Annotated in this window: 14 protein-coding genes; 2 read left to right on the top strand and 12 right to left on the bottom strand. The window is 42.2% G+C overall.

Annotated elements, in window-relative coordinates; genetic code table 11:
• Positions 1–8: 8 nt before the first annotated feature.
• The 9 genes from L0P31_RS01175 to budA all read right to left on the bottom strand — a co-directional run bounded on the left by L0P31_RS01175 (position 9) and on the right by budA (position 7,622).
• Positions 9–494 carry an LURP-one-related/scramblase family protein gene (locus tag L0P31_RS01175; protein WP_020903187.1) on the bottom strand — a complete coding sequence of 162 codons (486 nt, stop codon included), beginning with the start codon at positions 492–494 and terminating at the stop codon, positions 9–11.
• 274 nt (positions 495–768) lie between these two features.
• Positions 769–1,020 carry a hypothetical protein gene (locus L0P31_RS01170; protein ID WP_033684910.1) on the bottom strand — a complete coding sequence of 84 codons (252 nt, stop codon included), beginning with the start codon at positions 1,018–1,020 and terminating at the stop codon, positions 769–771.
• Between the two features lie 151 nt (positions 1,021–1,171).
• The gene (locus tag L0P31_RS01165) at positions 1,172–2,242 is read right to left on the bottom strand and encodes an ABC transporter substrate-binding protein (RefSeq protein ID WP_000737964.1); all 1,071 of its coding nucleotides are present in this window, start codon (positions 2,240–2,242) and stop codon (positions 1,172–1,174) included.
• Entirely contained in the window at positions 2,239–3,012 is a 774-nt protein-coding gene (locus tag L0P31_RS01160; RefSeq protein ID WP_000712740.1) for an ABC transporter permease, read from the bottom strand. The genes L0P31_RS01165 and L0P31_RS01160 overlap by 4 nt, the downstream gene beginning before the upstream one ends.
• Positions 3,009–3,815, bottom strand: coding sequence for an ABC transporter permease (locus L0P31_RS01155; protein ID WP_000753801.1), 807 nt, complete (start codon positions 3,813–3,815; stop codon positions 3,009–3,011). Before L0P31_RS01155 ends, L0P31_RS01160 begins: the two co-directional genes overlap by 4 nt.
• Positions 3,796–4,953, bottom strand: a complete 1,158-nt coding sequence (locus tag L0P31_RS01150; protein WP_000742895.1) for an ABC transporter ATP-binding protein — start codon at positions 4,951–4,953, stop codon at positions 3,796–3,798. Before L0P31_RS01150 ends, L0P31_RS01155 begins: the two co-directional genes overlap by 20 nt.
• A gap of 159 nt (positions 4,954–5,112) precedes the next feature.
• On the bottom strand, positions 5,113–6,018 hold the full coding sequence (murB, locus tag L0P31_RS01145) for a UDP-N-acetylmuramate dehydrogenase (protein ID WP_238095406.1): 906 nt from the start codon (positions 6,016–6,018) through the stop codon (positions 5,113–5,115).
• Positions 6,019–6,128: 110 nt separating this feature from the next.
• Positions 6,129–6,881: a YhfC family intramembrane metalloprotease gene (locus L0P31_RS01140; protein WP_238095404.1), complete on the bottom strand. Its 753-nt coding sequence runs from the start codon at positions 6,879–6,881 to the stop codon at positions 6,129–6,131.
• 9 nt (positions 6,882–6,890) lie between these two features.
• The gene (gene budA / locus L0P31_RS01135) at positions 6,891–7,622 is read right to left on the bottom strand and encodes an acetolactate decarboxylase (RefSeq protein WP_000360315.1); all 732 of its coding nucleotides are present in this window, start codon (positions 7,620–7,622) and stop codon (positions 6,891–6,893) included.
• A gap of 24 nt (positions 7,623–7,646) precedes the next feature.
• Between budA and L0P31_RS01130 the strand changes: the two genes are divergently transcribed.
• Positions 7,647–7,964 (top strand): hypothetical protein, encoded by a 318-nt coding sequence (locus L0P31_RS01130; protein ID WP_238095402.1) that lies wholly within the window; start codon positions 7,647–7,649, stop codon positions 7,962–7,964.
• The gene (locus tag L0P31_RS01125) at positions 7,961–9,232 is read left to right on the top strand and encodes an aminotransferase-like domain-containing protein (RefSeq protein ID WP_238095399.1); all 1,272 of its coding nucleotides are present in this window, start codon (positions 7,961–7,963) and stop codon (positions 9,230–9,232) included. Before L0P31_RS01130 ends, L0P31_RS01125 begins: the two co-directional genes overlap by 4 nt.
• 126 nt (positions 9,233–9,358) lie before the next feature.
• Here L0P31_RS01125 and L0P31_RS01120 read toward each other — a convergent pair whose 3' ends face one another.
• The 3 genes from L0P31_RS01120 to pstB all read right to left on the bottom strand — a co-directional run bounded on the left by L0P31_RS01120 (position 9,359) and on the right by pstB (position 11,755).
• Positions 9,359–10,174 (bottom strand): ABC transporter substrate-binding protein, encoded by an 816-nt coding sequence (locus L0P31_RS01120; protein ID WP_238095398.1) that lies wholly within the window; start codon positions 10,172–10,174, stop codon positions 9,359–9,361.
• 157 nt (positions 10,175–10,331) lie between these two features.
• Complete coding sequence (phoU, locus tag L0P31_RS01115; RefSeq protein ID WP_000946458.1) at positions 10,332–10,985, bottom strand: phosphate signaling complex protein PhoU; 654 nt, start codon at positions 10,983–10,985, stop codon at positions 10,332–10,334.
• Between the two features lie 11 nt (positions 10,986–10,996).
• Positions 10,997–11,755 carry a phosphate ABC transporter ATP-binding protein PstB gene (gene pstB, locus L0P31_RS01110; RefSeq protein ID WP_020901520.1) on the bottom strand — a complete coding sequence of 253 codons (759 nt, stop codon included), beginning with the start codon at positions 11,753–11,755 and terminating at the stop codon, positions 10,997–10,999.
• Positions 11,756–11,764 lie beyond the last annotated feature (9 nt).

Raw genomic sequence — 11,764 nt, 5'->3', positions numbered from 1 at the left:
TTACTTGTTTAATGTGATTGGCTTTCCAGCATCTCCACATAGTCAATCGCGACGCAGAGGGAAATGACTAGGTCTGCATAAGCGTCCTCAAGAACCGTTACGGTATAGGTAGAGGTCAGATGGAAGAGTTCCTTCTTAATTTCCGCAATCAGCTGATCGCGATCATCCAGCAATTTGAAATCCAAATCCCAGATATTGCCCTCGATACGAAGACCTAGATTATCAAACTCATACTTATCTCGCCAGAAGGTCAACTTCTTACGAATGACAAAACTCGAGCCATCCTGAAGCTGAATCTCAAAACGAGGGAGCAAGGTCAAGATTTCTTTACTAATCTGACTGACCTGTTCACCAGCCGCATCATAGATGGTAAAAGTTTTGGGAATCTTAAAAAATGATCCCTCCACCTGATAGGCGATTTCTCCCCTGTCATCCTTGATAGCGAAGCGTTCGCCTCCAAGACGAAACTTTTGTTTGACAAGAAATGTTTTCATCAACACCTCCAAAAATCAAAAGACAAGCTCATATCACGAAGGGCGAAAAACCGCGGTACCACCTTCATTCAATGAACTTGTCATTCTCTTATTCTTATGCAATTGTTAAATTGAGTAGCATGACTTCCTAGCTTAGATGGCTCGCAGCACCGCCATTTCTCTGGACTAAGACAACTGAAAATCAATTCTCAACTTTCTTATTATAACGTTTTTCTAAGCTTGCGTCAACTGGAAATCGTCTCCGTTGAATCAGAGCAATTCTCTACATCTCCGATTACTTTTTCAGAATATATTTTTTCTTACTGCTATCACTCTTTTTATCCCAACTTTTATCCCAAAGTTTTGAATTGTTAAAGATAGCTACGAAAATATTTGCAAATATAAAGAACCCTATCACCAAATGTATGGAATCAGTTGTTAGGTATTGTCGATCCAAACCATCCTTTAGATAAAATAGTATATATGTTTGCTGAACAGTCAAAAAGGTTGGCCAGAAACTTTTTTTGAAAAAAGTAGACATTTCCATTGTTTGTTACCGCTTTCTGTAATGTTAAACTTAGTATACTACTAGGCAAGCAAATAAGCAACTATCATAGAAAAACATACAATTACAAAAATTGCCTTTTACATAAAAAAAACGAACCAGCTTGACTGATTCGTTTCGTGACTGCTAACTACTACTTCCGATACATTTTAAACTGTAGGAAGAGGTCGCTATATTTTCCTGTCCATTTATGGTCAAATTTCTCATAAACTTCTAAGTGTTTCATGGTTTCAGCATCTGGATAGAAGGCTTTATCTTCTTTTTTCTCCTCTGGGAGTAATTCCTTAGCTGGTAGGTTTGGAGTTGAATAACCGACATACTCCGCATTTTTAAGAGCATTTTCGGGTTTCAACATAAAGTTGATAAAGGCATAGGCTGCGTCTTGGTTTTTGACGGTTTTGGGAATGACCATATTGTCAAACCAAAGGTTGCTGGCCTCAGTCGGTACCACATAGCGTAGATTTTCATTTTTTTCTAGCATTTGGCTGGCTTCACCAGAGAAGGTCACGCCGATAGCAGCGTTATTCTGAATCATGTAGCCCTTCATCTCGTCCGCCACAATAGCCTTGATATTTGGAGTCAGTTTGTAGAGTTTGTCTACTGTCTCTTCTAACTGCTGGGTATCCTTGGAGTTGAGGCTGTAGCCGAGCGAATTGAGTCCTAGTCCCAATACCTCACGCGCCCCATCAAAGAGCATGATAGAGTTCTTATACTCTGGTTTCCAGAGGTCGTCCCAATGCTCAGGAGCCTCATCTACCATGGTTTCATTGTAGACAATTCCTAAGGTTCCCCAGAAGTAAGGGATAGAGAATTTATTGCCTGGGTCAAAGGACTGGTTGAGAAACTCTGGTCCGATATTTTCAAGACCTTCAAGTTTTGAATAATCAAGCGGTACCAAGAGGTCTTCGTCCTTCATCTTGTTAATCATGTATTCACTAGGAATGGCAATATCGTAGGTCGTTCCACCCTGCTTGATCTTGGTATACATGGCTTCATTGGAGTCAAAAGTCTCGTACTGGACTTGGATTCCTGTTTCTTCTGTGAACTGAGTCAAGAGTTCAGGATCTATATAGTCCCCCCAGTTGTAGATAACCAGTTTTTGACTATCTCGGCTATTGATTTTACTATCTAAATGCGTCGCAATTCCCCATAAGACGAGGATAATGGCTACAATTCCTGCTAAAAATGAATAGAGTTTTTTCATGCTTGCTCCTCCTTCTCACGTGAGATAAAGTAATAACCAACAACTAGGATAATACTAAAGAGAAAGACAAGGGCAGACAGGGCATTGATTTCTAGCGAAATCCCCTTGCGAGCACGAGAGTAAATCTCGACTGACAGGGTTGAAAAGCCATTTCCCGTCACAAAGAATGTCACGGCAAAGTCATCTAGCGAATAGGTGAAGGCCATGAAATAACCTGCAATTATAGACGGTGTCAGGTAAGGAAGCATGATTTCCTTGAACATCTGAAATTGACTGGCACCAAGGTCATAGGCCGCATGAATCATGTCACCGTTCATTTCCTTGAGACGAGGCAGGACCATCAAGACCACGATAGGAATCGAGAAGGCCACGTGACTAGATAGAACGGTCAAAAAGCCAAGTGAAAACTTGAGTTGAGTAAAAAGAATCAAGAAGCTGGCACCAATCATAACATCAGGCGCAACCATGAGGATATTATTGAGTGAAAGAAAGGCTTCTTGGTATTTCTTACGAGACTGGTAGATATAAATAGCTCCAAAAGTCCCGATAATGGTCGCTATCAAGGCTGACAGGAAGGCCAAGAAAAAGGTCTGAGTCACAATCAACATAAGGCGACCATCGCCAAACATAGTTTTAAAATGGCTCAAGCTAAAGCCTGTAAAGCTATTCATGTCATTGCCTGCGTTAAAGGCATAGCCAATCAGATAAAAGATTGGCAGGTAGAGGACAAGAAAGACCAGTCCCAGATAAAGGTTGGCAAATTTTTTCATCGTTCTCTCCTTTCCTTGGTCACCCACATAGTGATGAACATGGTCAAGATGAGAATTACACCGATGGTTGAACCCATACCGTAGTTGTCATTGGTTAGGAAATTCTGTTCAATAGCCGTTCCCAGCGTAATAACACGGTTCCCACCAATCAAACGGGTCAGCATGAAGAGGCTCAAGCTGGGGATAAAGACAGACTGAACTCCACTTCGCACACCATTCATCGATAAAGGGAAGATGACATGGCGGAAGGTTTCCCACTTGGTCGCACCTAGGTCATAGCTGGCATTGATGAGATTGTTATCCATATCGTCCAAGACATTGAAAATCGGCAAAATCATAAAGGGAAGCTCGATGTAGCTTGCGACAAAGATAAAGGAGAAATCGGTAAAGAGCAACTGTTGTGAACCAATTCCGATGAATTCCAAGAATTGGTTAATAGAGCCATTCTGACCAAAAATCCCGATAAAGGCATAGGCTTTGAGGAGCAAATTGATCCAAGTAGGCAGGATAATCAGCATGAGCCAAAGTTGACGGTGTTTGAGACGGGTCAAAAAAAGGGCTGTCGGATAGCTGATGAGCAGGGTCACAAAGGTCACAATGCCTGCATAAAGCACAGAGTTGAAACTCATTTTGAGATAGGTCAAGTTTTGTGACGCAAAGTAAGATTTATAATTTTCTAAACTAAACTGGCCTTCAATATTGAAAAAGGATTGTCCGAAAATCAAGACCAAGGGTGCCAATACAAAGAGGGCAATCCAAAGCATGTAGGGCACTACAAAGAGTTTAGAGCTTGTTTTCTTCATCTCTTTCCTCCTCGATTGCGTTAATCAGACCTGCTTCTTGCTCTTCGATTTCCACGTACTCTTCGATACGAGCATCGAACTCTTCTTCGGTTTCGTTGAGGCGCATGATGTGGATGTCTTCTGGTTCAAAGTCCAGACCGATTTCCTCACCCACAATGGCCTTACGAGTCGAGTGGATCATCCATTCATTTCCAAGTTCGTCATAGGCGATAATTTCATAGTGAACTCCACGGAAGAGCTGGGTATCGACCTTAACTTGGAGCTTGCCTTCTTCGGGGAGGGTAATCCGCAAGTCCTCTGGACGAATAACAACCTCGACAGGTTCATTTGGCTTCATCCCACCATCGACCGCTTCAAAGCGTTTGCCGTTAAACTCAACCAAGTAGTCCTCAATCATGGTTCCTGGCAAGATATTTGACTCACCGATAAAGGTCGCAACAAAATGGTTAATCGGCTCATCGTAGATGTCCACAGGTGTTCCAGACTGGACAATCTCGCCATCATTCATAACAAAAATCCAGTCACTCATAGCCAGGGCTTCTTCCTGATCGTGAGTGACAAAGACAAAGGTAATGCCCAATCGTTGTTGCAGTTCACGCAGTTCGTACTGCATGTCGGTTCTTAATTTCAAGTCCAACGCTGACAAGGGCTCATCCAACAAAACCACACGGGGTTGGTTGATAATGGCACGGGCGATAGCAACACGCTGACGTTGTCCTCCAGAGAGTTTACGGATAGAACGTTTTTCATACCCTTCCAACTGAACCATCTTGAGAACTTCCGCTACGCGTTTCTCGATTTCTTTCTTGTCAATCTTACGCAAGCGAAGTGGAAAGGCAACATTTTCAAACACATTCATATGTGGAAACAAGGCATAGGATTGGAAGACCGTATGGACGTCTCGCTTGTTGGTTGGGATGTCATTGATACGGACACCATCCAGCAAAATATCTCCTGTCGTCGCATCCAGTAAACCTGCAATGATGTTAAGGATAGTTGATTTCCCTGAACCAGATGCGCCTAGAAGAGTATAGAACTTCCCTTCTTCCAACTCAAAGTTGATATCTTTGAGAACCTTGGTGTTGCTGTCTTCAAAAACCTTAGAAACGTTTTTGAATTCAATAATTGGTTTTTTCAATTGTCATTTATTCCTTCTTTTTCATAGATTAACAGATCAGGGCTCTGTCAGGCCACTACTACCTCTTGTAGGAGATTGAACTGCCTACATTCTTCTGCACTAACGATAGGCTTTCACCCCCTTTCCATGACATAGCAGCAGCTTTTCAATTAAAGTGTCCTATTTGCTTTCACCTAAAATACGGACTTCTCTCTCAAGAGTAACGCCAGAGTGTTCCTTGACTTTTTCGATAACAGACTCAATCAAGTCCTCGTAGTCTTTAGCCGTTCCGTCAGCAACATTAATCATAAAACCTGCGTGTTTTTCTGAGACTTCAACACCACCGACACGATAGCCTTTCAAGCCAGCTTCCGAAATTAATTGACCTGCAAAATGACCTACTGGACGCTTAAAGACCGAACCACAAGATGGATATTCTAAAGGTTGCTTGAGTTCACGTAGATGCGTCAAACGATCCATTTCTTGCTTGATAACCTGATGGCTTCCTGGAGCAAGGGCAAATTTAGCTGACAAGACAACTGCACCAGACTCCTGAATAGCTGAATGGCGGTAACCAAAAGCCAAATCCTTTACAGATAGGGTCTCAATTTCTCCATCCTTGGTCAAGACCTTACAAGACTGTAAGATGTGGGCAATTTCGCCACCATAGGCACCCGCATTCATAAAGACAGCACCACCGACGCTCCCTGGAATGCCACAAGCAAACTCAAAGCCAGTCAAACTATGACGAAGGGCAATGCGAGTTGTTTCAATCAAGTTAGCACCAGCTTCAGCTTCAATGGTATAGCCATCAACGGAAACATTATTGAGCTTGTCACACAAGATGACAAATCCACGAATCCCACCATCACGAACGATGATGTTGCTGGCATTTCCAAGAACCATCCAAGGGATATTTTCTTGATTAGCAAATTTGACAACGCGAGCTAACTCAAAACGATTTCGTGGAAAGACCAAATAATCGGCCTCTCCACCTACTTTTGTATAACTATAGCTATGCAAGGGTTCCTTGAAACGGATATCAATCCCTTCTAAGATTTCAAGCATGTTTTCTTTTACTGACATGACACTCTCCCTTTTACAAAATTCATTCCATTATACCATTTTTAAGACCATTTGACGACCCTAAAAAAATCTTGGGCTTATTTTAAACAAAAAAGAGGTTTCCCCTCTTTTTATGATTTTTTACAAAAGATTGCCTTTGTTCCATAGGCAAGCAGAACAAGTTCAAGTGCTAGGACAACTTCAACCAAGACTGGATTGGTTAACCAGCCAACTTGGGCAAGAGATGGTGCCAAGTCAAAGAAGGCATGTAGTCCATAGGCTGCTAGGAGATAAATCCATTTCTTCTGGCGAACAGCTTGGTAAACCCAAACAGTCAAGAGTAATTGGAAACCTAGCGCCAAGATTCTCTCAAAACCAAGCAAATAAATCTGCCAGGCTGATAGCGACTGAATAGTTTTCAACATATTTTCAGACAGCAATTGCATGACCTGTGGATTCTGAGTTTGAACTGCTGAGAGAACGATGTAGAGATTAATCAAACTAGTAAGGCCCAGGAAAATCAACTCCAAGCCACCATGTCCCAATCCATAAGCCAAGGCATCTGCCTTTTCCAAACTTCTCTTTTTCTCCAACCATTTGAAGAAAATAAGTCGAGCTGTTTCCTCAAAAAGGGCTGCCATGGCTAGGCCATAGATGATATAGACAAGCGGATGGTCTTGCAAGAGGGCAATACTACCGTCTTTTTGAGGATGTAAAACCAAGATATGCACCAGTTTTTCTAAAATCTGTGAAGAGACAAAGAAAGCAACAGCCCCCAAGCCCAAGACAGCTAGATTAATCTGGTGTTTCTTTTTGGCATACCAAATGCTTCCTATCAAGAAAGCCAGCAACAGCAACATGGTAATAATGATATGAATGGTCATTTTCTTCTCCTATTCCGCCTTTTCAATATCTTTTTTCATCTCGTCAACATTGAACTTAGCAAACAAGTATTGACGATCTTGGACTGGAAAACGTTGGTCCAACTGGTCAACCGCTCCCACCTCGATAATCCCTTCCTTGATGACAAAGTCCATGACATGCCCACCGAAGGTCAAATCATCTGAGATGAAGTGTAGATGATAGCCTGCCACACTGACTCCATGGAAAATCTCTGGCGTCCAGAAACCAACGATGGTTCCCACCACATTGTCACGACGATATTCAGGTTGATGGGTTGCGACATCAGCAAACTTGGTCTCTGGTGTCGACTTGGGAATCATACGCACATGCATATGTGAAAATTCCCCACGAATCTTGATAGAGCGGAAAAGATTTTCCCCGTCATAATAAGACTCGATTCGCTCTTCCAATTCCTTGTCTGTCATCTCAAACCGCTGGCGGAAAATGACCTCTGCTTGATGCGGTACTACTGCTGCATAAGGAATGAGAGCATCTGGTGATACTTCTACAATTTCTGGTTGCTCTCCTGATCCTTTGGCCTGATAAGCCTTGCCATCCAAGACAATCAATTCCCCATCAATGGAATCCAAGGTTCCCAAACCAAGGTCACCATGCTCTAGCAATTCTCCTACTGTCATGGTACCACCATAAAGGCCAGCCATCAAGGCTCCAAGGGTATTGTATTGAAATAATTTCACTGGTTCCTGCACGTTCTTATCCATTCACTTTCTTGTCTGTTATACTCAATGAAAATCAAAAAGCAAACTAGGAAGCGAGCCGCAGGTTGCTCAAAGCACTGCTTTGAAGTTGTAGATAAGACTGACGAAGTCAGCTCAAAACACTGTTTTGAGGTTGTGGATAGAACTGACGAAGTCAGTAACCATATCTACGGCAAGGCGAAGCTGACGTGGTTTGAAGAGATTTCCGAAGAGTATTATTCTATAAATGTTACTCCTAAGTATACCACATTTAGCTTTATATGTGAACGAGAGAATCACACTAGACATTGCCAAGAAGAAAAAAAAAAGGTACAATGTAACAAAATCAAGGGAGGTCTGGAATGAAGAAACAAAGCAAGTACCAAGAGGTCGTAGCTTATCTGAAAAATAGTATCGAGTCTGGACGCTTTCCAACGGGTAGCCGCCTGCCTTCTATCCGTCAACTGAGCCTTGACTTTCACTGTAGCAAGGATACTGTCCAACGAGCCCTGTTGGAATTACGGCACGAACAATACCTCTATGCCAAACCCCAGAGTGGCTATTATGTTCTAGAACAAGGACAACATCAAGACCTAGAAATCGAGGTTACCGATGAACACGCCAGCGCCTATGACGATTTCCGACTCTGTGTCAATGAAACCTTGATTGGCCGGGAAAACTACCTCTTCAACTACTATGACAACCAAGAAGGATTAGAAGACTTAAGACAATCCATTCATAAACTCCTCTTTGACCAAGCCCTCTACTGCAAGGCTGACCAACTGGTACTGACTTCTGGAACCCAACAAGCCCTTTTTATCCTTTCTCAAATTTCCTTTCCTAGTCAAGCCAAGGAAATCTTGGTGGAACAGCCGACCTACCATCGGATGAATCGCCTCTTGATTGCTCAGGGATTGGACTATCAAACGATTGAACGAGGCATTGATGGGATTGACTTGGAGGAGCTGGAAGGTCACTTCAAAACAGGAAAAATTAAGTTTTTCTATACCATTCCTCGATTTCACTATCCTCTGGGACATTCCTATTCAGAGCAGGACAAACGAGCTATTCTTGACTTAGCTGCCAAGTATGGTGTCTATATCGTAGAGGACGACTATCTGGGGGATTTGGACTCCAAGAAGGGCCAGACCTTCCACTATCAGGATACAGAGAAGCGCGTCATTTACATAAAGTCCTTCTCAACCAGCCTCTTTCCAGCCCTGCGGATAACAGCACTCATCCTTCCAAATGCTATCAAGGAAGCCTTTGTGGCCTACAAAAATATCCTAGACTACGACAGCAACCTCATCATGCAAAAGGCCCTGTCACTCTATATTGACAGTCAATTATTTGAGAAAAATCGGCTAGCTCGCTTATCCAATCAGGAAGACTACCAAAAACAAATCGAGGAAAGACTAGATAACACTCCTTGTCCCCTTCCTCACTTTCCCCTACACGATGGTTTATTACTTGATCTCAGACAGTATCCTAAAATCGCCAGTCTCAAACACAGTCAACTGGGCTTAGACTTCTTTGAAGAGGCCTATTTAAGCACCTGTCCTTATCAATTTGCCAAGGTGTCCTTAGACAATCTGGAAAATGTTTTAGACTATTTAAAAGCAGAATTGGATTGACTTCCAACTCTGCTTTTTTCTTATACTCTTCGAAAATCAAATTCAAACCACGTCAGCGTCGCCTTACCGTACTCAAGTACAGCTTGCGGCTAGCTTCCTAGTTTGCTCTTTGATTTTCATTGAGTATTATTCTTCAACTTCTGTTAAGGTTGCCGCTTTTTCAAGATATTTTTGGTAGGTGCCGTCATCCTTGAGTTTTTGGATGACCTTGTCCACCACTTCTTTCAAATCAGCACTATTTTTTCTAAGGGCAACTGCATTAGCTTCGCCGTCCTTCATCTTCAAGCTGACAGTTGCGACAGCTAAGTCTGCATTTTTAGCAGCATAGCTAAGCGCAACAGGCTCATCCATGTGAACAGCATCTACTTTTCCAGCCTGTAATTCATTAACAGCTTCACCCATATTGGTTAGGGAAGTCAGCTGAGCTTTTGGCAATTGTTCCTTGACCATTGATTCTGGAACAGTTCCTTTTTGGGCCGCAATATTAGCACTTTCAAGGCTAGTTAAATCCTTGTATTTTTCTACATCGGACTTACGAACCAAAAAACTAATCTTGTTTTCATAGTAGGGGATTGAAAAATCAAAGACTTCTTTTCTCTCATCAGTAGCGCTAATTCCCGCAACTGCTAGGTCAGCCTTACCAGTTTGAAGACTGGTCAAGACATTGTCAAAACTCATGCTTGAAATTTCCAACTTCACCCCAAGTTCATCAGCGATAGCTTGGGCCATATCAATGTCCGCACCGACTACCTGGTTTTTTCCATCAACCAAGGATTGGAATTCAAAGGGTGCATAGTCTGGACTGGTCGCCACAACTAATTTCCCCTTTTGCTTGATGGCCTCAACAGCTGACTGAGAACCGTTAGAATCCGACTGGCAAGCCACTAAGAAGAAACTTGCAAGAAAGCTACATAAAACAAATATCCATTTTTTTGATTTCATAAATAAACAACCTCTCTGTTAATTTTGTATAATTATAACGCTATCCAAGTTGCTTGTCAAGTGTTTTTTGAATTTTTATCTTAAAAATATTTTTTTCATTCAAGAAAAGGAGCTGTCAGTTGATTTCGAGCTCCTTTTTATACAGAATAAATCTATTTTATAGTTCGACAATCTTACCTGTTTCAAAGTAAACAACCCATTCACAGATATTTTTAGCATAGTCTCCAATACGTTCCAAGAAAGCAATCACTTGGAAATAATCACGACCTGTAACGATGGCATCTGGATTTTTCTTGATTTCTTCTGTAGCCAAATCACGAATGCTATCAAAGTAATGGTTGATTTTTTCATCCATGGCTGCTACTTCATAGGCCTGGTCTACTGAACCATTGAGATAGAGTTCAAGGGCTGCTTCAACGAAGTTCTTGACATCGCGCCCCATTCTCTTGATTTCTTCTTCAACAGCTGGGATACGTTGCTCCCCCTTCATACGAATTGCCGCTTTGGCAATAGAAACGGCATGGTCACCCATACGTTCCAAGTCAGATACGGCTTTTAGGACTGTTAGAACAGTACGCAAATCTTGAGAAACTGGTTGTTGAAGAGCAATCATTTCAAATGATTTCTTTTCTAATTTCACTTCGTATTCGTTTACTTCTGCATCGTCTTCGATGACTTCCTTGGCCAAATCACGGTCATGCGTAACAAAGGCACGCACCGTACGATTGATTTGGGATAGCACTTCTTGTCCCATTGCATAGAACTGGTTGTGCAATTTCTCTAAATCTTCTTCAAATTGAGAACGTAACATCATTTATCTCCTTATCCAAATTTTCCTGAAATATAATCTTCTGTTTCCTTGTGTTGTGGGTTGAGGAACATCTTCTTGGTATCGTTAAACTCGATCAGATCTCCATCTAGGAAAAATCCTGTCTTGTCAGAGATACGAGAGGCTTGTTGCATGGAACGCGTAACCAAGAGCATGGTGTATTTATCTTTTAGACCATACAAGGTTTCCTCAATCTTACCAGCCGAGATAGGGTCCAAGGCTGAAGTCGGTTCATCCAAGAGAATGATTTTAGGACTGGTTGCCAAGACACGGGCAACACAGACACGTTGCTGTTGTCCGCCTGAAAGCCCGATAGCTGAATCATGCAGGCGATCCTTGACCTCATCCCAGATAGAGGCTCGTTGCAAGGCTTTTTCTACCGCTTCATCCAGAACCTGCTTATCCTTAACTCCATTGATACGAAGCCCGTAAACAACATTTTCGTAGATAGACATAGGGAAAGGGTTCGGTTGTTGGAAAACCATACCGATTTCCTTCCGCAATTCAACTGTATCTGTACGCGGACTGTAGATGTTGTGACCGTTGTAAACCACCGAACCAGTTGTGGTTACCTCTGGATTGAGATCCCCCATACGGTTGATAGCCTTGAGAAGAGTTGACTTCCCTGATCCAGATGGACCAATCAAGGCTGTAATTTCCTTAGGTTGGAAAGATAGGGAAACACTATTCAAAGCCTTTTTTTGATTGTAGTAAACGGACAGCTCTGACACCTGTAAAATCGCTTCTGTCATACTGTTTCC

It is taken from the genome of Streptococcus mitis (assembly GCF_022137125.1).
In the GTDB taxonomy this organism is placed as follows: Bacteria; Bacillota; Bacilli; order Lactobacillales; family Streptococcaceae; genus Streptococcus; species Streptococcus mitis_CE.
Note: the sequence above shows the minus strand (reverse complement) of the source record. Positions and strands in the feature narration are given on the sequence as shown.